This window comes from Thioclava dalianensis (assembly GCF_000715505.1).
Classification (GTDB): Bacteria; Pseudomonadota; Alphaproteobacteria; order Rhodobacterales; family Rhodobacteraceae; genus Thioclava; species Thioclava dalianensis.
In genome coordinates this window covers 12,748-31,366 of sequence record NZ_JHEH01000030.1, presented here as the reverse complement: position 1 = coordinate 31,366, position 18,619 = coordinate 12,748, and the positions used below count along the sequence as shown (strand labels likewise).

Below are 18,619 nucleotides of genomic sequence, written 5' to 3'. Positions count from 1 at the left end.
TCGTCTCGAAGACGACTTCTGCAACAACGCCGAGTAGCTGCCCAAGTTCTTCGCGCCGCGCGCCAGTGTAGGCGGCGAGGAGTGGAAGCCAGCGGTCGATAATCTCGTTGTCGGTCTTCTCGACGTGATCCAATATCTTTCCGACCTGAGCCGGGGTGAATGGGATCGTTTCCTTCACCGAACCCGCCGAGAACTTCACCTTCTCGCCGCGCGGCTTGTATCCGGCGAAGGGATCGGCGCTGATCAGTCCAGCTTGGTTTAGGGCATACTTGCTCAAGCTTTTCATATGGTCGCTGTATCGCGACCGGGTTTTTTTGCTGATCGTCGGCAAGTTCTCCCGTTGCCCCTTCGCGATGATCTTTAAGAGGGGCAGGCTGCGAAGGCTCGCGGCTGTCGAGGCTGGAAACTTGGTCAAGACCTCGTCGAACTTGTCGAGGTGGGCTCGCGTCCATTTTTCGACAGGGATATCGCCGTGCAGCTCGATCCAGCGGCGCACGGTGTGCAGCACGGACTCCTTGTTCTGCACAGTGTATCCGTTTGCTTCTGTGAACTTCTCGGCCAGCTCGCGGATTCCCACGGTCCCCTCGTCCAGACCGCTCGGGGGTGCGGGAGGCTCTTTGCCAAGCTGGCGGCTGACGCCCTTCGATCTGCGCGTTTCGGCGGTCAGTGTGCGGAGAGCTGCTTGTCCTTCCTGTTCTTCTCGCTGAGCGAGTGTGCGGAGGGCGTGGGGTGGCAAGCTCTCTATCTCAGTCGCCAAAGCCGCGCCGCTCCCCATACCCGCGAGGGTAAGCGCGGCCTCCTTGCGAAGCTCCCGGATTGTGTCAAGCAGGCGTTCGGGACCGCCGATTTCTGCGAGCAAGTCTCGGTCCTCTTGGCCGAGTGTTCCAAGGATGCGCTCGCGATCCGCGAGGCGCTGGGCCTCCTTCACTTGGCGGTCGAAGATGGCGCGTTGTTCGCCCACCCGGCTCTGGGCCTCTTTAGGATCGGAAGTGCGAAGCGAGCCCCGCATGACGCCGCTCTTGTGCTTGGGGTAAAGCGACTGAATCACCTTCGGGATCGGGAGATTTAGGTGATACGTGGAGCCGCGAATTTGCGCGCCTGAGACGGTAGGGAGGGACATGCCGCCGACCTCGTGTGTTAGTTTGTGCTAACACAAACTTTAGCACATCATTAGCACAACGGCAGCTCGTCAGAGTCCTGTTTTTGTTAAGCTTTTGATTTCAAAGGAAAGAAAGTGGTGCTGCTGGAGAGATTTGAACTCTCGACCTCTCCCTTACCAAGACACTTATTCACACCCGAAACCGCGTAAATTACGCAATTCCGCATTCCTTGATTTGCTCGATGTTCTCCCGGTGTTCACGGGTTTCTGTGCGGTTTCTGTGCGAACCTTGCTTTCTCCGGAGGGCCCGCAATGAACCAAAAAAAACAAACCCCCGGCGCGCTGGCGGGCGCGACCGAGGGCAAATATGAATCGGTACAGCTTCCCAAAAAGAATAGCGCTAGCGCTCCCACGAGGCAACAAAAATGGCGCCGAGAAAACCCAAAGCGCTATGCTGCTCACCTCGCGGTCCAGACGGCTTTGCGGCTCGGAATTCTTGAAAAGAAGTCTTGCGAAGTCTGTGGCAAAACGAAGGTCGACGCCCATCACCGCGACTACGACCGGCCCTACGCGGTCACATGGCTTTGCCGTGCGCATCACGTCGCGCTGCATCGCTCGGAAGCGGGGTGCGAGTGATGGGCATTTATTCACACCACGCTGCCGAGTTCGCTGATCGGGGGATACCCGTCTTCCCGGTCGACACTCGTGCAAAGCGCCCAGCGGTGAAGGGCTGGCAGCAAGCCAACACGAAGAAGTCGAGGGCATGGGCGATCTCACCGAAGCTAGGGGCCGCTGAGGGCCTCGGCATAGTTATGGGCAAGCCCACCGGGATCGTCGAGGTAGACGTGGACGCCGTGGGTGACTCATGGCTTGCTATGGCTCTAGATCGCTTCGGAGAGACGCCGATCACCATCAAGACCGCCTCGGGCAAGTCAAAGCTTTGGTATCGATACAATGGGGAGGTGCGGAGCGTCCGCCCCTTCGAGGGCGAGCCGATCGATATTCTCGGCGGTGGGTTTACGATTGCGCCACCCTCGCGCCGTTTCGATCTCGGCGCGTCCTATCAATTCCTCTCCGGCAACTTGGACGATATCGCCAATCTACCCACGATCCCACCTAAGGCGCTCATAGGGGGCTCAAGGCGCCTCGCTGAGACTGTGAAGCAGGGCGAACGAAATGACAGCCTCTGGCGCTGGTGCATGGCTGAGGCTCGCCTCTGTGATGACGTGGATGCTCTGGTCGATGCGGCAGCTACCTGGGCGGGCAGCTTCCTTGAACAGCTCTCGGCAAAGGAAATCGAGCGCTGTGCTCTCTCGGCGTGGAGCTACGAGAGCACGGGTCGTAATTACCTCGGCCACAAGCGGCCCCAGATCAATACGGGAGATGTCGTCATGGATGACCTGATCGATCAGCCGGAAGCCTATGCCCTCTACATGCTCCTGAGGCGCTGGCATAGCAACCGACCTTCATTCGCGATCGCCCCGAGAGCAATGAGCGAACACAAGAACCCGCCTTGGCCGCGCGGTAAGATCGCCTTGGCGCGGGATGTCCTGATCGAGCGTGGCTTCATCGAACAGCTGAGAGAGCCCGACAAGCGACTTCGCAAAAGTGGGGTCTACAAGCTCTCTGCCAGACTTCCCGGATCTAGGCACAATCATAATACACCGTCCCCCCCTTATCTGGAGGGGCTCTAAGGATGCCCCGAATTCGAGGTCAAATTGGTCGAAAATCCAAAATCGGCCCCAATCACTTCAACGAAACCTCCCCATCAACTCATGAGGGCAAAATGAGCAAACATCCTCCCATCACCGCCGAGCGGTTTGACCAAACATTCATGGCTACAGAAAAGCTCTGGGGCCTTGAGGCAATCGCCGCTGCATGTGGCGTCAGCGTCCAGACTGTGCGGCGTTGGCATCGTCAGGGCCTCGCGCCCATCACCAAGCCCGACGGCAAGCGCTTCTTCGCCTTCCGGTCCGAAATCATCAACTGGCTCAAAGGAAACTGATATGGACTATCAACCGACCATCCTCCAACTCACCGTCCTCGACGGCAAAGCCAACACCGCAGGCACTCGCTTGCTGGCAATCTTCACGCTCTCCTATGCAGGGATGAGCATCAACGGCTGTGTGCTCACTGAGAATGCGAAGGGCATGGTGAGGTCGAATGGACCGCGTGGCACGTCACCTTCGAAGGCGCCGATCAACACTTCGTTCTCGGATCCTGAACTGGCAGCTCTCATCACCGAGCGGGCGGACGCAGCCTATCGGGCGTTGACCGGCAAGAGCGCGATGGAGGCTTGAGCATGAACGAGACGATCGCAAATGACGAAATCACCGTCGCTCATCTCCTCGCCGCTGCTGCTGGCCTTGTCATGGCCATGCACAAGACGGTCGAGCAGGCTGACCCCGGCAATCGTGATCAGGTCGCATCCATGCTCTCTCACATGCACGAGTGTCTCGCTGTCGCGGGTGGCACCATCGCCACTGCCGCAGATCAGCTCGGTTGCACCGACGAGTTCGCTCGGGCGATCCAAGAAGGCCGTGATCGCGCGGTGCGCTTCCATGCTTGTGCCGGGATGTCTGGGCGGGCATAGTCGCCGGGTTCACCCGCCATTGGCGGTTGGGCAGGCTACCCAACGCGGAGCCGAGGGACAAAAGAGCCCAAGGGGGGGTGGTTCCAAACTTCAGCCCTCCCTTGGGGACCGGCGCGGGGAGGAACGCGCACGATTTGCCCGAAATAGGAATTTCTGCCTGCATGACTTGGCAGATGTTGGCAGGTTCTGGCAGGTCTGGATAGCTTCCTACTTGCGACCCCGAGCCTGACAATGGGGCCATGAATATATGGCCTTTCACTCGCAAAACCGCTGAGACGGAACAGAAATCGCTCACATCGCCAGATGCGCTGATGGAGTCGATCTTCGGTCTCACGCCTACGTCCATTGGCGTCTCGGTCTCCGCACAGGAGGCGCTGGCCGTGCCGGTGGTGGCCAACGCGATCCAGCTTATCTCAGAAGCCGTGGCCTCGCTCGATATCATGGTCAAGCGACGTGAGAATGGGGCAGAGATCGACGTGCCAGATCACCCGGTTCTCGGCCTGTTGCGCGGCGAGGTGAACGACTGGACCACGGGCTTTGAGATGATCCGCCAAATCGTGGTCGATGGACTCACCTCGGACGCGGGCGGCATGGCATGGGTCAACCGGGTTGGCGGTGAGCCGCGCGAGCTGATCCGCTATCGCACGGGCATCCTGAGCTTTGATATCGACACCAGCACCGGCGAGCGCCGCTACAAGCTCGACTCACGCCCGATCCCGGCGCGTGACGTGATCCACCTTCTCCCGCCTCTCAGCCGCTGCCCGTTGACGTTGGCGCGCAACGCCATTGGCATCGCCGTGGCGCTGGACCGGCACGCGGGGCGGTTGTTCACCCGTGGAGCACGCCCCGGCGGCGTACTCAGCTTCCCCAAAGGGATGGGCGAGGAAAGCGTCAAAAAGGCCATTGCCGCGTGGCGTCTGTCTCACGAGAGCGAGGATACCGGCAGTAAAACTGCGATCCTCTATGACGGGGCTGAGTTCATGCCGCTGACCTTCAACAGCACGGACAGCCAGTTCCTCGAAAACCGCCGCTTCCAGATCCAAGAGATCGCGCGGGCGTTCAACATTCCCGGCCCGATGGTGGGCGATCTTGAGCGGGCCACATGGTCGAATAGCGAGCAGAAGGGGCGCGAGTTCCTGAGCTATTGCTTGGAGCCATGGCTGCGCGGCCTCGAAGGCGCGCTTGGCCGAGCGCTGTTCTCCGATGATGAGCGTGGCTCTCTGGTGATCCGGTTTGATCGCGATGACCTCACTCGCGCTGATCTCTCGACCCGCGCCACCGTGATCAACAGCCTCATCGCAAGCCAGACGATCAACCCCAATGAGGGCCGTGACTGGATTGGCCTGCCGCCGCGCGACGGTGGCGAGGCATTCCTCAATCCGAACATTTCCACCGATGTGCCGCCGAAAGGGCCTGACAATGCAGCTTGATGATATTCTCGCGAATGCAGAAGACCAAGACCGGGGCACATGGTTCGACCTGCGCGATCCGGTTTTGGGCGAGCCGACCGGCATCCGCTTTCGCATGGCGGGCCCGGACAGCGCCACTCAGGCCCGCGCGCGGGTTCGGTTGGTGGATGAGCTGGCCGATCTGGCAGACGATGAGGGCCGCGTCTCTGCGGACGCGCGAGAGAAGGCACGGATCAACAGCCTCGCGCGCTGCGTGCTTGGCTGGGAAATCCGCGAAGGCGGCGAAGATCTGCCCTTTACCCACGCAAACGTTCTGCGCGTGCTGCGCTCGGCCCAATGGGTCCATGAGCAGGTTGATAGCTTTGCTGGCGCCCGCCCCGCGATCAAAGGGGTGAGCTGATGGAGCGGGCATTCATCGAGACCAAACTGCTTGCGAGCGATGAGGGCGCGATCTCGGGCCTTGCTTGGAAGTTCGCCACGCCTGACCGCGTGGGCGATGTGATCGAGAAAGGGGCCTTTGCAGGCGCACCTCTGCCTTTGCCGATGCTCTTTGGCCACGATCAGAACGAACCTGTCGGCGTCTGGACCAAGGCGACTGAGGAAGAGGATGGGCTGCACCTCTCAGGCAGTCTGATGGTGAAAGATGTGGAGCGTGCCCGCGAAGTGCGCGCGCTGGTTCAGGCTGGAGCGGTGCGCGGGATTTCCATCGGTTTTATCACCCGCAAGGCACTCGCCCGCAAAGGTGGGGGCCGCACGATCAAATCTCTTGAGCTGCTGGAGGCCTCTCTGGTGGTTATCCCAGCTCACCCGGGCGCGAGGGTGACCTCGGCCAAAGATGCGGTGAGCGCGCTGCGCATCGCCGTCGCACTGCAACGCGCAACCGCGCAACTCACGAGGAACACATGAAACATCTGAGCAAGACCGCGCTGTTGTCCAGCGCACCGATCGAGCGCAAGTCGGGGGAGGAAGACGACCCCGAAGCCCTCGTGACGAAGGCAATCAAGGAAATGGCGGACACCGTTGAGGAACGGATGAAAGCCATTGAGACCAAGGCCGACACCACGAAACTGGTGGAGCGGCTGGACAAGCTCGAAGCCAAATCGAACCGGCCTGACCCCAAAGAAACCAAAGATGACGAGCCGACTGCAGAGCGCAAAGCCTTCGTGTCCTATCTGCGCTACGGCGACCGCCTGAGCGATGAAGACCGCAAGGCCCTCAATGTGTCGAGCGACCCGCAAGGTGGCTATCTGGCCCCGGCTGAGCTGTCTTCGGAAATCATCCGCGATCTGGTCGAGTTCTCGCCCATCCGTTCGGTGGCCAGCGTGCGCGGCACCTCGGCCCCTTCGGTGATCTATCCAACCCGCGGCGACATCACCAACGCCAAGTGGCACGGGGAGATGCAGGAGCGCGAAGAGAGCACGATCACCTTCGGCCAAAAGGAACTCGAGCCCAAGGAAATGTCGACGTTCGTGGATATCTCCAACCGGCTCATGGCGGATGCGCCGCAGGCCGAGACCGAAGTGCGCATGGCTCTGTCGGAAGACTTCGGCAAGAAGGAAGCTGCGGCCTTTGTGAACGGCACCGGCGGCATCCAGCCCGAGGGCTTCATGGTCAATCCCGGCATCGCCTACTCGCCCAACGGGCATGCGACCGATCTCAAGGCCGACGCGCTGATCACGCTTCTCTATGCGCTTCCGGCGACCTACCGCAACCGTGGTGCCTGGGCGATGAACGGCACGACGCTTGGCAAGATCCGCCTGCTGAAAGACGGAGATGGCCGGTTCCTGTGGCAACCGTCCTATCAGGCGGGCCAGCCCGAAACGATCCTCGGGCGTCCCGTGATCGAAATGGTCGATATGCCCGATGTGGGAGCCGATGCCTTCCCGATCATCTATGGCGATTTCTCGGCCTACCGGATCATTGACCGGCTCGCCATGTCCACGCTGGTCGATCCCTACACCCAAGCCACCACCGGCATCACCCGCATCCATGCCACCCGGCGCGTGGGCGGCGGCGTCCTTCAGGCCGCGCGCTTCCGCAAGCTGAAGATGGCGACCTCGTAAGGAGAGACTGACATGCGAGACCTTTACAGCAATATCGCTGCGCTGCCCGCGCTGACTGCAGCCGTTCAATCGGCGGCGGCAACCGGGAGCGTGATCGATCTCAAGAACGCCAAGGCTGTGGCCTTCGTGCTCAACACGGGCGCAATCGTCAGCTCGGGCGACTTCGGGGTGACGATCCAAGAAAGCGACACCACCACATTGGGCGATTTCGCGGATGCTGATGCCGCGCATATCCAGACCGATGCACCGGCAACGCTGGCGGCAAACGCCAGCTATCGCCTCGGCTATGTTGGCTTCAAGCGCTATGTGCGCCTGTCGCTGAGCAAGGCGGGCGGCACGAGCATTGCGGCGGGGGCCTCGGCGGTCACCATTCCGCTTGATCGTCCGGTGGCCTGATGCCGGTGCGCGGGCCTCGCATTTGTCCCTGTGGCTTCCGTGTTCCTCACGGCGTCCTGTGTAAATGCGAAGCCAAGCGCAACGCGGAGCGCAAGGCGCGCTTCGACAAGACCCGGCCTAACAGCACTCAGCGCGGTTACGGATCGCGCTGGGAGAAGGAGCGGAAGGCCTTCCTCGCGATGCGTGGCAACCGGCGCTGCAAGTGGCCGGGCTGCTGCGAAGAGGCGACCCACGTAGATCACATCATCCCGCACAAGGGCGACCCTTCGCTGCGTGATGACCCGAAGAACTGGCAGGGCCTCTGTGCCCATCATCACAACAGCGCCAAACAGAGATTGGAACGGCGCTTGAGCAAGAGGAACTGAGACAATGGCGATTTATGCAACGAACGGGGCGAAGCTGTTTATCGGCGGATCGATGACCGTTGATGGGGATGATCTGACCGTGACCGATTTCGACGGTGAAACTTGGGTGGAGGTCGGGGAGACCGAAAACCTCGGCAAGTTTGGCGATACCTCGAATGAGATCACCTTCGCGGGCTTGGCGAGCGGGCGTCAACGCCGTCTCAAGGGCGTGCGTGATGCAGGCACGATGGAGGTGATCTGCGGCATTGACTACGCGGATCCGGGCCAGCTCGCGCTGATCTCGGCGGAAAAGACGATCTTCGACTATGCTTTCAAGGTGGTGCTCAATGACGCCCCCGAAGGCGGCACGCCGTCCGAGCGGTATTTCGCAGCTGCAGTCGGTTCGGCTTCTGAGGCGCTGGATACCGCCGACAACGTGATGAAGCTCAACTCGACGCTGTGGATCAACTCGAACGTTGTGCGCGTCAACGCGGCGGAGGCCTGATCAGATGGCATTTGATGTAACAAGCGTGGGACCGCTCTCGGATGCTGAGATTGTCCAGCATGTGAGAGACGCCGCCGAAAACCTCAACCGCATCCTGTCTGCGGCTTCCAAAGCAGGGCTTGCGCTCGAGCTTGAGACCACCAAAAGCCGGATCATCTTGGGCGAGCGCGTGCCCCCGACCGTCAAAGTCAACGCCAGCCGCCCGCTTTGAGGTCGCCATGAGTATCGTGACCCTGGATGATCTCAAAGCGCAGCTATCGTTCACCGACGATATGGGAGAACTCGATGACACCCTCTTGGCGGGAAAGATCGATGCGGCTCAAGACCACATCGAGCGGCTGCTGGGTTTCAAGATTGAAGACGAGTTCGGCGTAGACGGCACGCCCTCGCTCAAGGAGGCCGTGCTTCAGCTCGCAGCGCACTGGTATGAAAACCGGGAAGCTGCGGGCGACGGGCTGCGCGAAATCCCGTTCGGCGTGGACGAGATTGTCCGTGAATATCGGGGGTTCACCTTCTGATGGCCAACGATGGCGGGCTCTCTAAATTTCAGCGGCGTATGCGGGCGATCCCAAAGGACGTGCGCGAGGGTGTGAAGCCGACGCTGATCAAGCAAGCCAATGAGATGGCCCAAACCATGCGGAGCTTTGCGCCCGTCGAATCTGGTGATCTGCGTGACAGTATCGAGGTGACAGGGCCGGGAGAGGCAACTCCCGCTTATTCCCAGCCCGGAGGCTCGATGATGGTGGGCAGCAATCAAGCCGCTGTCACTGTTGGCAACTCGGATGTGCGCTACGCCCACCTTGTCGAATATGGGCACGGCAACGGCTTCAATGGCTCGACGGTGCCCGCGCATCCCTTCTTCTGGCCTGCGGTCCGGCTGCATCAGAAAAAGGCCTCCCAAGCAATCAAGCGCGCGATCACGCGATCGATCAAGAAGAGCAAGACATGAGCGCAGATATCGAGGTTCAAAAGGCAATGCGTGCGCGGCTGGTGGCTAACACCGCCGTCACGACGCTTGTGCCTGCAACCTCGATCCTTGATCGCAACGAGACACCGAACCCGCGCCCGTCAATCATCATGGGGGAGACGCAGGAAGTGGACGCTGGCACAAGCCTCAAGCGGACGCACACGCGGATCTATCACACCCTGCACATTTGGACGCGCGAAGTTTCTCTGGCCGGTGTAAAGACCATTGCCGGGGCAATCCGCCAGTCTATGCGCTCGCGCCTCGCTCTCGCCGCGCCCTACCACTGCGGCGATCTCAAGATCAGCACGACCCGTTTTATGCGCGATCCCGATGGAGAAAGCTCGCATGGGGTCGTGACGGTCGAGGTGCTGGTCTCGGAGGATCTCTGATGCAGTCTGGAAAGCTCACCCGAGTTATCGCCATTCAATCCGCGACCTCGACCGTGGACGACTACGGAAGCCCGGTGAAAGCATGGGCCAATCAGGGCACATATCGCGCCGAGGTGGTCGAGCGGTCCACAACAGAGTTCATGCAAACCGGCGGGGCCACCGATGAAGCGGTGATCGTGTTTCGCATTCGCTTCGTCTCCGGCGTCTCCAACACCAACAGGGTGAGCTTTGACGGCAAAACGTATCAAATCAAGGAAGTGACCGAACTGGGGCGCCGCAAGGGGCTTGAGCTTCGCTGCGCGGCTCTCGCGGCCCAAGTCTATGGGGAGGGTGCATAATGCGCGGGACGAAGCCTGAGTTGCGCCGTGACCCGGAAGCTGTGACCGATCTCGGCCCGCCTCAATGGATGCCCGAAGACGCAGCTCAGGAATGGGAGCGCGTGATGCCGATCCTTGCGGAGCGACGGATCTTGTCCGTGGCGGACCTTGGATCGCTGGAAAACTACTGCCTCGCGATTGGGCAGGTGCGCGAAATGCAAAAGCTCCTTGCGAATGGTGGCGCGGTGATTGTCGTGGAAGGGATGCCCAAGCGGCACCCGGCAGTGGGCATTCAAGCCGACGCGATGACCCGCTCGCGGCTTCTTGCGGCTGAGCTGGGGCTGACGCCGGTCTCGCGCTCGCGCCCCGCCATTCGAGAACCTGACGAGGGAGATGACGATGACCCGCTCGACATTTCCTGATTGGATCTATGACGGCAGCGAGATCCCGGATCCGCTGGGCCATGGCGAACGCGCCGTGAAGTTTCTCAAGATGCTGCGTCATCCGAAGTCGGGAAAGCCCTTCCAGCTTGATCTCTGGCAAGAGCGGATCGTGCGTAGGATTTATGGCCCGCGCCATGAGAATGGAACGCGCGTCGTGAAGACCGTGGTGATCCTTGTGCCGCGCGGCAACCGCAAAACCTCGCTGGCGGCGGCGCTGGAGGCGCTTCACACGGTAGGCCCGGAGCGGGTGCCCGGTGGGGAGGTCATCACCTCAGCCTCTGATCGAAAGCAGGCCCGGATCGCTTATGAGGAGCTGCGCGGCTTGCTCACGGCTCACCCAAAAATTGCCCCCCATATTCGTTGCCTCGATTATCGCAACCGCATCACTTTCCCCAAGGAACGCAGCTTCTGTGAAGCGATCTCGGCGGATGCTGGCACGCAGCACGGGCGCACGCCGGTCTTCGTGCTGGCCGATGAACTGCACGCTTGGAAAAAGCGTGAGCTGTGGGATGTGCTGCGCTCGGGGCTTGTGAAAACCCCGGGCTCGCTGCTTGTGGTGGCGACCACGGCAGGGAGAGGGCAAGAGAATGTCGCTTGGGAAATCGTGGACGATGCCCGAAAGATCGCACGCGGTGAGGTCGATGATCCTTCGATCCTTCCGGTTCTCTTTGAGGCTGATCGGGATTGCGATTGGCAGGACGAGGAAGTCTGGTTCAAGGTGAACCCCGGCTTGCGTCATGGTTATCCTGATATCGAGGGGCTGCGTCAGTTGGCCAAGGAAGGCGCGCGCCGGATTGGAGACCGAGAGGCCTTTCGCCAGCTCAATCTGAATATCTGGCTCGACCATGCGACCGATCCATTTGTCGAGATGCCGGTTTATGACGAAGGGGCAGGGACTGTTGATCTGGCGGATCTAGAGGCCACGCAGGCCCCGTGTTGGCTCGGAGTGGACCTGTCCAGCAACAACGACTTGACTGCGGTTGTCGCGGCGTGGCGCGACGGTCAAGACGGCTATCAGGTTCACCCGTGGTTCTTTTGTCCCGAAGAGACATTGCAGATCCGCCAAGACCTCGCGGGCGTGCCCTATGTCACGTGGTCCGAAGACGGTCACATCATCCCGACGCAGGGCAACGTGGTGGATTTCCGGGCGGTCGAAGATCAGATCCGGGAGCTCTGCGCGCGGTTCAATGTGCGCGAGATCGCCTTCGATCCACACCTCGCCCGCAATATGCTCAATGATCTTCTTGAAGATGGCTTCCCGGCTGTCGAGTTCCGGCAGGGTTGGGTGAGCATGGCGCCTGCGGTGAAGGAGCTGGAGCGCGCCATTGTCGGACGACGCTTTCGTCATGGTGGGCACCCGGTGCTGCGTTGGAACTTCGCCAATATCGAAGTGCGCACGGACTCGGCGGGCAACCGCGCGTTTCACAAGGGCAAATCCAAAGACAAGATTGACGGGGCGGTCGCGGCAGCAATGGCCGTGGCGCGGGCCGCTGCCGATGAGGGCGGGCTGGCAACATCGGCGGATTGGTTCACCGATGACATGTTTATTGCATAGGAGCTGACGATGAACGCTATCACAGGTGACCAAGAGCGGCTGATCGTGATGCTCGAAGCCCGGATCTCGGATTTCGAGAAGAAGATGCAAAGGGCCGAACGGCGCGGCACCACGACCTATACCGGGCTCAGTCGGAATTCGCGGCGTGCGACCCGGCAAATGGAAGCCGACATGAACCGCTCCAGCGCCTCGATCAACCGGGCCGTATCGGGCGTGAGCATGAAGATCGGCTCTTTTGGCAAGGCGCTTGCCGGCGGATTGATCGGTGGCGCGATCGCTGCGGCGTTCGCCGGTCTGAGCTCCAATATCAGCGAGACCGTGAGAGGCATCGCGGAGATCGGTGATGAGGCCAAGCGCTCGGGCCTGTCGCTGCAATCGTTTCAGGAATGGAAGTTCGTGGCGGAGCAAAACCGCATTGCGGTGGACAGTCTCACGGATGGCTTCAAAGAGCTGAGCCTACGGGCCGACGAGTTCGTCACAACTGGGCAAGGGTCGGCGGCGCAATCGTTCCAGCGTCTCGGTTTCTCGGCAACTGACCTTAAGAAGCGGCTCAAAGACCCGTCCAAGCTGATGCTCGAAATCGTCAAGCGCATGCAGAGCTTTGACAAGGCGGCGCAGATCCGTATCGCGGATGAGGTGTTCGGCGGCACCGGGGGCGAGCGCTTCGTGGCCTTACTGGCCAAGGGCGACGGAGAGCTGCGTAAAACCATCGCGCGCGCTCATGACGTTGGCGCGGTGCTGGATGATGAGATGGTGCAAAAAGCCGCCGAGATCGACCGGAAGTTTCAGGAGCTGACCACACGGGTGGGTCAGTTCGGCAAGAAGCTGGCTGTCGCGCTGGCCGATGTGCCCTTCGACGCCTTCAACACGCGGCTTGACGAAATGTTCAAGGATGAGGGGCAGGGGCGCTCTGTCCTCGGGGATAACGTCTTTGATGAGTTGAGCAAGGCGGGCGCACTGACGGACGAACAGGTGCGCAGCGTGGAAGACCTGCGCAATGGCTATCAGGGTCTTGAGGAAGATGCGCGGGGCATGTCCATGCAGCTTGCCAGCGCGGCGGGCATGGCCGATCAGCTCGGGAACGATGCGCTTTGGTCTGTCCTGGCAACGGCTTCCAAGGATATGCGCGATGTGGCCGACGAATTCGCGGCGGGAACCATCAACGGGGACGACTTCGCCAAAAAGCTCGATGTGATCCAAGGCAACGCCAATGATGCGCTCTCGGAATTACAGGGGATCGACGCGCAGGGTTTCGGTGGGGTGATTTCGCAGCTGGGCTCGCTGGGCAAGGCGATCACGGCTTTGCTCCCCAAGGCACACGAGTTGCGCAAAGCGCTGCCCGGTGGCACGCCGGGGATGGACACGGGGACGGGCATGACCGTTGCCGATATCCAGCTGCCCGGCACGCCGCTTGCGCCGACGTCTTCGCCGCGCCCGACAAGCACACCGTTTACCGGCGATGTGGTCACGCCTTCCAACTTCAAGCCGTCCAGCTCATCGGGCGGTGGCGCCGGATCTCGCGACGGGTTTAAGGCGGCAATTGATCAGATCGCGCAGGAAACGGTCGCGTTGCAAGCCGAGGCACAGGCCCTGCTCGAAGCCGCGAATTCCGGCCGAGATTATGGCGATGCGCAGGAATACGCGCGGGTCAAAGCCAAGCTGCTTGCAGCGGCTCAGAAGGAGGGCAAGGCAGTGACCCCGGAACTTGCCGCGCAGATCGACACGCTGGCCCTGTCCTATGCCAAGGCCGGGGATGCGGCGGATGATGCCGCCGACAAGCTCACACGCGCCAAGGAACAGAGCCAGCAAGGCGCAGATGCAATCTCAGGGATCTTCGAGGCAGCGCTGCAAGGGGCCGACTCTGCGCGCGAGGCAGTCGCAAACCTGCTGTTGGAGATTGCCAAGGCGCAGCTCGACAAGAGTATCGCCGGAATGGCAGGCTCGGGCGGCGGATTCTTTGGCTTTTTGGGTGGCTTGCTCGGGGGCTTTGCAACGGGAGGCTACACTGGGGACGGGGACACCAATCAGCCCGCAGGTGTGGTTCACCGCGGCGAGTACGTGTTCTCGAAAAAAGCCACGCAGGCGATTGGGTCGGGCAACCTTGAGGCGATGCACCAGCGGGCCAAGCGCGGCTATGTGTCGGGCGGGAATGTCGGCAGTGCTGGGGGTTCGGCTGCAAGCGCGGGGACCATGGGGGTCGATGTGAACGTGACCGTGGACATGGACCAAAATGGAAACTGGAAGGCTTATGTCGATCAATCGGCGACCAAGATTTCGCAGCAACATGTATCGGCGTTCAACAAGGCGCTGCCTGATCGTGTCCAGCAAATCTCCCGCAATCCGAGGGTGCGCTAATGAGCCGTTTGCAAGCCCATCTCTGCAAAGCCCTTGGCGCAATCCTCAGAGGGCAGCGCGCGACGATCCCCGAAGCGGGGCAACACCTGCTCTCTGCCTTCTTGGATCTTTCCCGCGCGCGGCGACACCATGCAGGCGGTCCGGAGGCGATCAGCTATCCCGAGATCGAAGCCTATTGCCGGATGATGCGCGTGCCCCTTGAGCCGCATCACGTCGCCATCATCGTGGCGATGGATTCTGTCTGGATGGAATGGGCTATGTCTCGATCCAGAACGCCAACGGAGGGCACCAAGACGCTGCCGCCTCTGTCAAAGCAGGGGATCACTGCTGAGCTGTTTGACGCGGCGTTCATGTGATTTGTCGCAAACCGAACAGTCGCTGAGATGTTCGTATCGCGACACGCGGCGCATTGATTGCATATTATCGAACAGGCGGCGGGCTTCGTGGATGTCCTTGCGGGCTAGGCCAAGGTCTGAGGCAGTGGCTGGATCAGAAAAGCCGTTTTCATCGGGAATAGCTTTCCCGCGCTCCCCATTGTGCGTAACCTCAGCACGATCCTGCGCGGCGTCGTATTCCTCCGCCAGACGCATTTCAGCGCGGGCCCGGATTGCAAGAGCATTCGCTTGAGCGCAGTTTCCTGTTCATCCTCAATTTGGGGACGGACAATATCACGAAATTCGATATTGCTAGATCAGAGCAGTCCGCCGCTTTTCTTATCAAATATAGGAAGCGGCGAGCTTTCGAGTTGTCTTAATCGCTAGAAAGCATGTCAATTATGTTTTCTAGCTCTTCGTCTGTCGCTGCACGAAGTGGATCTTCGTCATCTATCATCATAAGATTGCCTTCGCGAATTTGCGTTAGGGCCTTGGCCACCGAAGGAGACACCTCTTTTTGGGTCAATTTTTCGACCGCTTGAATGATGAAGCTCATGGCCATTCGATGAGCGACTGCTTTCGCCTCAATGATTGCGCGGATCTCTATGTATTCTTCGGAACTCACTCGCTTCTCCTCAATCTTACCCCCCGCCGCCGTTCTCGGGGATGAATTCGACCCCAGCGGATTGAATAGCTTCGATGTTAGACTGTGCCGGGAGGGGGTGATCCAGCCCCTTCTGCACTCACCATGCCTTAGCCAAGCCCGCCGTTTTTTCTGGTGACTTTGAAGCCGTGACGGTCCATCAGGATTTTGTAGAGGCCGCCTGTAAGTTTCGCGTGACGCAAGGAAACATGCTCTGCGGCTAGCTCGGCCTCCAGATCTTTCATAAAGCCCAGCTCGCGAACGGTCATGGCATTGCGCGCGGTCTGCATTGCCTCATTCAGATCAACTTCGGAAGGGGTCTTTCCGGCGTCGAGGGCGTCATACATCTTCTGCCAAGCAGCCAAGATCACTTTATATCCGGGGATGGCGCTTTCGTCTTTGGGGAGAGAAGTCAGGTCAACTTGATAAGAGGGCATGGAGAAATCTCATTAAATATTTGGAATTAAAGGGAATTTTATTGTCGACGTCGTGAGCTTTTTATCTCATTCGTCTTCCGGTCTTGCGCGGCCTTGAGGCGCTCGTCTAGCTCATTCAGCGTTCGCATCAGCGACTTTGCTGTGATCATCGTTCTCTGGTCAAGCAAGTCGGGATCGCGCTCCAAGAGTTCTTTCAACTGGAATGCGATGTAATCACTGCTTTCGATTACATCCTTGACGGAAGGAATACTCGGGATGTGTCGCTCTAAAAGCTCCACAATTTCCGCATTCATGCTGCGACCGTTCTTGTCGGCGATCACCTTAATTCTCTCCCGCATCCCATCGGGAAGGCGGAGCATGAACTTGTCGTTTAGAGTCCGGTTTTCTTGATCTGCCATAATGATGGCCATTGGACACGATTTTATCATTGACGCAATGATGTCCTTTGGACATGATATCCTTAGGACATCATGGAGTGAAGGCAATGACGGAGAAAAAGGCACTGCAGCTTAGGCTGCCCGGCGACCTGAAGGACTGGATCGCGGAGCAAGCGAAACGGAACGGTGCAAGCCAGAACAGCGAGATTATCCGCGCGGTGCGCGACCGGATGGACCGGGTGCAAAAGGAGGGCGCGGCATGATCGACAAGAGCTCGCTTTATGACAAGTCGGTGCCCGTTGACGCAGAGGGCAACTGCTACGCGATATTGGACCTATGCAGGATTGGTGCGGCTGCGACAGACACGACGCTGAGCATCGACGTTACCACGTCATACAAATCCTTGTTCGAATGCATCGCTGCGTTGGCTTCCGATGTGATTGAGCAAATGGACGGGGGCGCGGCATGACCTACGAAAACGTGTCCCAAACGCTCAGTGCCCGCCAGATGCACACAGAGGCTTTGATTATTGAAGCTCTCTTGGAGGCTTCGATGGCTATTCTATCGGGTCTTGATCCTGCAGACATGGTTGGCTTGCTGGAGCAGGCGCAAACGAGAGCGTCGAGGCTCGGTAACGCCCTAGACGCGATTGAGCGTCAGGAAGAGGGTGCAGCATGATCGTCGACCATCACAAAACAAACCACGAGCGCACCGACGATGTGGTGCATGATCTCAAAGCGCTTCTATACGCCATCGATTGCCTGCATGAGTTCACCTACGCCAACGGCTCGGACGCGCGACAATGCCAAGAGACCTTGACCCGCATGGCCCGGGAAAAGCTGGACGATGTAGAGCGCTCTCGCCTGATGGAGTGGGTGGGCCTTGGCGGATCGCCTGAGGGGCTGACCGAAGCTGAGGTGGCCGAAGCACGAGGCGCTGAGCGCGCGGAGAAGGCGGCCTGATGCACGATCCTCATCCCGACAATCTTGAAATGATGACCTTGGCCGAAGCGGCGGCCAAGGTTCATTCCAGCGTCACGGTAAACACGCTGCGGAAGGCTCGACGGGATGGGCGATTGTGGGCGGTGAAGGTTGGCCGGAACTACCTGACGAACCGTCAGGCTATTGAGGAGTTTCTGCAATGCCCAGACAACGAAAGCCCGCGCGCCTCTACTTCCGAAAGGATGAGGGGCAATGGATCATCCGAGACGGAAACCGGATGCAGCGGACAGGCTTTAGCTTTGGCCAGCGTGGAGAGGCTGAAAAGGCACTCGCTGACTACCTCACCGGCAGACAGCCGGAAGCGCGGCGCGGTCCTGCCCATCCGGGCGAATTAACCGTGGGTGAGGTGCTGGCCCGATACGTTGACGACAAGGGGGCCAAGATCGGCGCGGCGGGAACGCTCGCCTATTCAGTCCAAGCTCTCGCGCCGTTTTGGGCGGATCTGACCTGTGACGCAGTGAAAGGCTCGACCTGCCGCCTTTACGAGCGCGAGCGCGCGAAGCCTCGCACCACCACGACAACCACGAAGACAGGGAAGACGATCACGCGGACGCTTTCCGCCAGCCCTTCAACCGTCCGGCGCGAGCTGGGCGTTTTGCAAGCCGCACTTAATCACGCTCATTCCGAGGGTCTGCTGATCCATCCGATTGCAGTCACCTTGCCCGAAGCTGGCGAGCCGCGTGATCGGTGGCTGACGCGCAAAGAGGTGGCGGCGCTGGTCTGGTGCGCAGAGCCTCATGTGCGCCGCTTCATCATTCTGAGCATTTACACCGGGCGGCGCGCAAGCGCGATCCTCGAGCTTATTTGGACCCGCGTTGATCTCGATACCGGAGTAATCCGCTTTCGTGCTGAGGGGCAAGCCGAGACGAACAAGCGGCGCGGTCGCATCCGTGCTCCACGCCAATTGCGCGGGCATTTGCTGCGATGGAAAGGCTACCGTGGAACGCATGTCGTTTCATTCCGAGGAAAGCCGATCGCGAGCATCAAGACAGGTATCCGGCGCGCGGCTGAGCGGGCTGGCATCGAAGGCGTAACGCCTCACGTTCTCAAGCATACCGCGATCACCTGGGCGGTGATGAAGGGGCTGAGCGTCGAGGATGCCGCTGAGTATTTCGACACGTCGCCTGAGACGATTCGAAAGCACTACTGGCACCATAGCCCGCATCACCAAGAGCGGGCGCTTGAAATCATCGAAAGGAGATAACTGTGCGGATAAATGTGCAAGCGATTGCCGCGAAATCCGGTAAGTTGTGGTGCTGCTGGAGAGATTTGAACTCTCGACCTCTCCCTTACCAAGGGAGTGCTCTACCCCTGAGCTACAGCAGCGCCGTTTCAGTGGTCTTTCGACCGTG

The 18,619-nt window shown here is 60.0% G+C and carries 30 protein-coding genes and 1 tRNA gene; 26 read left to right on the top strand and 5 right to left on the bottom strand.

Annotated features, from left to right (window positions below):
• On the bottom strand, window positions 1-1,120 hold a 1,120-nt coding region (locus tag DL1_RS16865), incomplete at its 3' end, for a DUF6538 domain-containing protein (protein WP_038068417.1).
• A 291-nt stretch (window positions 1,121-1,411) separates the two neighbouring features.
• Here DL1_RS16865 and DL1_RS16860 point away from each other — a divergent pair.
• The 21 genes from DL1_RS16860 to DL1_RS16760 all read left to right on the top strand — a co-directional run bounded on the left by DL1_RS16860 (window position 1,412) and on the right by DL1_RS16760 (window position 14,791).
• Window positions 1,412-1,735 (top strand): hypothetical protein, encoded by a 324-nt coding sequence (locus DL1_RS16860; RefSeq protein ID WP_074855026.1) that lies wholly within the window; start codon window positions 1,412-1,414, stop codon window positions 1,733-1,735.
• A complete protein-coding gene (locus tag DL1_RS16855) occupies window positions 1,735-2,793 on the top strand; it encodes a bifunctional DNA primase/polymerase (RefSeq protein WP_038068414.1) in 1,059 nt (352 codons plus the stop codon). The genes DL1_RS16860 and DL1_RS16855 overlap by 1 nt, the downstream gene beginning before the upstream one ends.
• Before the next feature lie 92 nt (window positions 2,794-2,885).
• On the top strand, window positions 2,886-3,104 hold the full coding sequence (locus DL1_RS16850; protein WP_038068411.1) for a MerR family transcriptional regulator: 219 nt from the start codon (window positions 2,886-2,888) through the stop codon (window positions 3,102-3,104).
• A 1-nt stretch (window position 3,105) separates the two neighbouring features.
• The gene (locus tag DL1_RS16845) at window positions 3,106-3,399 is read left to right on the top strand and encodes a hypothetical protein (protein ID WP_038068408.1); all 294 of its coding nucleotides are present in this window, start codon (window positions 3,106-3,108) and stop codon (window positions 3,397-3,399) included.
• Between the two features lie 2 nt (window positions 3,400-3,401).
• A complete protein-coding gene (locus tag DL1_RS16840) occupies window positions 3,402-3,692 on the top strand; it encodes a hypothetical protein (protein ID WP_038068406.1) in 291 nt (96 codons plus the stop codon).
• Between the two features lie 311 nt (window positions 3,693-4,003).
• The gene (locus DL1_RS16835) at window positions 4,004-5,122 is read left to right on the top strand and encodes a phage portal protein (RefSeq protein WP_342727491.1); all 1,119 of its coding nucleotides are present in this window, start codon (window positions 4,004-4,006) and stop codon (window positions 5,120-5,122) included.
• On the top strand, window positions 5,112-5,501 hold the full coding sequence (locus DL1_RS16830; RefSeq protein WP_038068402.1) for a hypothetical protein: 390 nt from the start codon (window positions 5,112-5,114) through the stop codon (window positions 5,499-5,501). The genes DL1_RS16835 and DL1_RS16830 overlap by 11 nt, the downstream gene beginning before the upstream one ends.
• Complete coding sequence (locus DL1_RS16825; RefSeq protein ID WP_038068401.1) at window positions 5,501-6,007, top strand: HK97 family phage prohead protease; 507 nt, start codon at window positions 5,501-5,503, stop codon at window positions 6,005-6,007. Before DL1_RS16830 ends, DL1_RS16825 begins: the two co-directional genes overlap by 1 nt.
• Window positions 6,004-7,164: a phage major capsid protein gene (locus DL1_RS16820; protein ID WP_038068399.1), complete on the top strand. Its 1,161-nt coding sequence runs from the start codon at window positions 6,004-6,006 to the stop codon at window positions 7,162-7,164. Before DL1_RS16825 ends, DL1_RS16820 begins: the two co-directional genes overlap by 4 nt.
• Window positions 7,165-7,176: 12 nt before the next feature.
• Complete coding sequence (locus DL1_RS16815) at window positions 7,177-7,560, top strand: hypothetical protein (RefSeq protein ID WP_038068398.1); 384 nt, start codon at window positions 7,177-7,179, stop codon at window positions 7,558-7,560.
• A complete protein-coding gene (locus DL1_RS22310) occupies window positions 7,560-7,925 on the top strand; it encodes an HNH endonuclease (protein ID WP_038068397.1) in 366 nt (121 codons plus the stop codon). The genes DL1_RS16815 and DL1_RS22310 overlap by 1 nt, the downstream gene beginning before the upstream one ends.
• Window positions 7,926-7,929: 4 nt before the next feature.
• Entirely contained in the window at window positions 7,930-8,409 is a 480-nt protein-coding gene (locus DL1_RS16805; protein WP_038068396.1) for a hypothetical protein, read from the top strand.
• A 4-nt stretch (window positions 8,410-8,413) separates the two neighbouring features.
• The gene (locus DL1_RS16800) at window positions 8,414-8,620 is read left to right on the top strand and encodes a hypothetical protein (protein ID WP_038068395.1); all 207 of its coding nucleotides are present in this window, start codon (window positions 8,414-8,416) and stop codon (window positions 8,618-8,620) included.
• A 7-nt stretch (window positions 8,621-8,627) separates the two neighbouring features.
• Window positions 8,628-8,927 (top strand): head-tail connector protein, encoded by a 300-nt coding sequence (locus DL1_RS16795; RefSeq protein ID WP_038068394.1) that lies wholly within the window; start codon window positions 8,628-8,630, stop codon window positions 8,925-8,927.
• Entirely contained in the window at window positions 8,927-9,358 is a 432-nt protein-coding gene (locus DL1_RS16790; RefSeq protein ID WP_038068393.1) for an HK97-gp10 family putative phage morphogenesis protein, read from the top strand. Before DL1_RS16795 ends, DL1_RS16790 begins: the two co-directional genes overlap by 1 nt.
• A complete protein-coding gene (locus tag DL1_RS16785; protein ID WP_038068391.1) occupies window positions 9,355-9,765 on the top strand; it encodes a DUF3168 domain-containing protein in 411 nt (136 codons plus the stop codon). Before DL1_RS16790 ends, DL1_RS16785 begins: the two co-directional genes overlap by 4 nt.
• Entirely contained in the window at window positions 9,765-10,103 is a 339-nt protein-coding gene (locus tag DL1_RS16780) for a phage head closure protein (RefSeq protein ID WP_038068389.1), read from the top strand. The genes DL1_RS16785 and DL1_RS16780 overlap by 1 nt, the downstream gene beginning before the upstream one ends.
• On the top strand, window positions 10,103-10,504 hold the full coding sequence (locus tag DL1_RS16775; RefSeq protein WP_038068385.1) for a phage terminase small subunit P27 family: 402 nt from the start codon (window positions 10,103-10,105) through the stop codon (window positions 10,502-10,504). Before DL1_RS16780 ends, DL1_RS16775 begins: the two co-directional genes overlap by 1 nt.
• A complete protein-coding gene (locus DL1_RS16770; RefSeq protein WP_038068382.1) occupies window positions 10,482-12,080 on the top strand; it encodes a terminase large subunit in 1,599 nt (532 codons plus the stop codon). Before DL1_RS16775 ends, DL1_RS16770 begins: the two co-directional genes overlap by 23 nt.
• A gap of 9 nt (window positions 12,081-12,089) precedes the next feature.
• Window positions 12,090-14,435, top strand: a complete 2,346-nt coding sequence (locus DL1_RS16765) for a phage tail tape measure protein (RefSeq protein ID WP_051693638.1) — start codon at window positions 12,090-12,092, stop codon at window positions 14,433-14,435.
• The gene (locus tag DL1_RS16760; protein WP_038068381.1) at window positions 14,435-14,791 is read left to right on the top strand and encodes a phage tail assembly chaperone; all 357 of its coding nucleotides are present in this window, start codon (window positions 14,435-14,437) and stop codon (window positions 14,789-14,791) included. The genes DL1_RS16765 and DL1_RS16760 overlap by 1 nt, the downstream gene beginning before the upstream one ends.
• 394 nt (window positions 14,792-15,185) lie before the next feature.
• Here DL1_RS16760 and DL1_RS16755 read toward each other — a convergent pair whose 3' ends face one another.
• The 3 genes from DL1_RS16755 to DL1_RS21015 all read right to left on the bottom strand — a co-directional run bounded on the left by DL1_RS16755 (window position 15,186) and on the right by DL1_RS21015 (window position 16,299).
• The gene (locus tag DL1_RS16755; RefSeq protein WP_038068380.1) at window positions 15,186-15,434 is read right to left on the bottom strand and encodes a hypothetical protein; all 249 of its coding nucleotides are present in this window, start codon (window positions 15,432-15,434) and stop codon (window positions 15,186-15,188) included.
• Between the two features lie 128 nt (window positions 15,435-15,562).
• Window positions 15,563-15,889, bottom strand: a complete 327-nt coding sequence (locus DL1_RS16750) for a hypothetical protein (RefSeq protein ID WP_038068378.1) — start codon at window positions 15,887-15,889, stop codon at window positions 15,563-15,565.
• A gap of 38 nt (window positions 15,890-15,927) precedes the next feature.
• A complete protein-coding gene (locus DL1_RS21015) occupies window positions 15,928-16,299 on the bottom strand; it encodes an Arc family DNA-binding protein (RefSeq protein ID WP_051693637.1) in 372 nt (123 codons plus the stop codon).
• Window positions 16,300-16,373: 74 nt separating this feature from the next.
• Between DL1_RS21015 and DL1_RS16740 the strand changes: the two genes are divergently transcribed.
• The 5 genes from DL1_RS16740 (at window position 16,374) to DL1_RS21010 (ending at window position 18,471) form a co-directional block, all read left to right on the top strand.
• The gene (locus DL1_RS16740) at window positions 16,374-16,529 is read left to right on the top strand and encodes an Arc family DNA-binding protein (protein ID WP_038068376.1); all 156 of its coding nucleotides are present in this window, start codon (window positions 16,374-16,376) and stop codon (window positions 16,527-16,529) included.
• Window positions 16,526-16,735 (top strand): hypothetical protein, encoded by a 210-nt coding sequence (locus tag DL1_RS16735; RefSeq protein ID WP_038068374.1) that lies wholly within the window; start codon window positions 16,526-16,528, stop codon window positions 16,733-16,735. Before DL1_RS16740 ends, DL1_RS16735 begins: the two co-directional genes overlap by 4 nt.
• Window positions 16,732-16,944, top strand: a complete 213-nt coding sequence (locus DL1_RS16730) for a hypothetical protein (RefSeq protein WP_038068372.1) — start codon at window positions 16,732-16,734, stop codon at window positions 16,942-16,944. The genes DL1_RS16735 and DL1_RS16730 overlap by 4 nt, the downstream gene beginning before the upstream one ends.
• Complete coding sequence (locus tag DL1_RS16725; RefSeq protein WP_038068370.1) at window positions 16,941-17,228, top strand: hypothetical protein; 288 nt, start codon at window positions 16,941-16,943, stop codon at window positions 17,226-17,228. Before DL1_RS16730 ends, DL1_RS16725 begins: the two co-directional genes overlap by 4 nt.
• A gap of 178 nt (window positions 17,229-17,406) precedes the next feature.
• Window positions 17,407-18,471, top strand: a complete 1,065-nt coding sequence (locus DL1_RS21010) for a tyrosine-type recombinase/integrase (RefSeq protein WP_081856381.1) — start codon at window positions 17,407-17,409, stop codon at window positions 18,469-18,471.
• 47 nt (window positions 18,472-18,518) lie between these two features.
• Here the strand turns inward: DL1_RS21010 and DL1_RS16710 are convergent.
• Window positions 18,519-18,593 (bottom strand) — tRNA-Thr (locus DL1_RS16710).
• Window positions 18,594-18,619 lie beyond the last annotated feature (26 nt).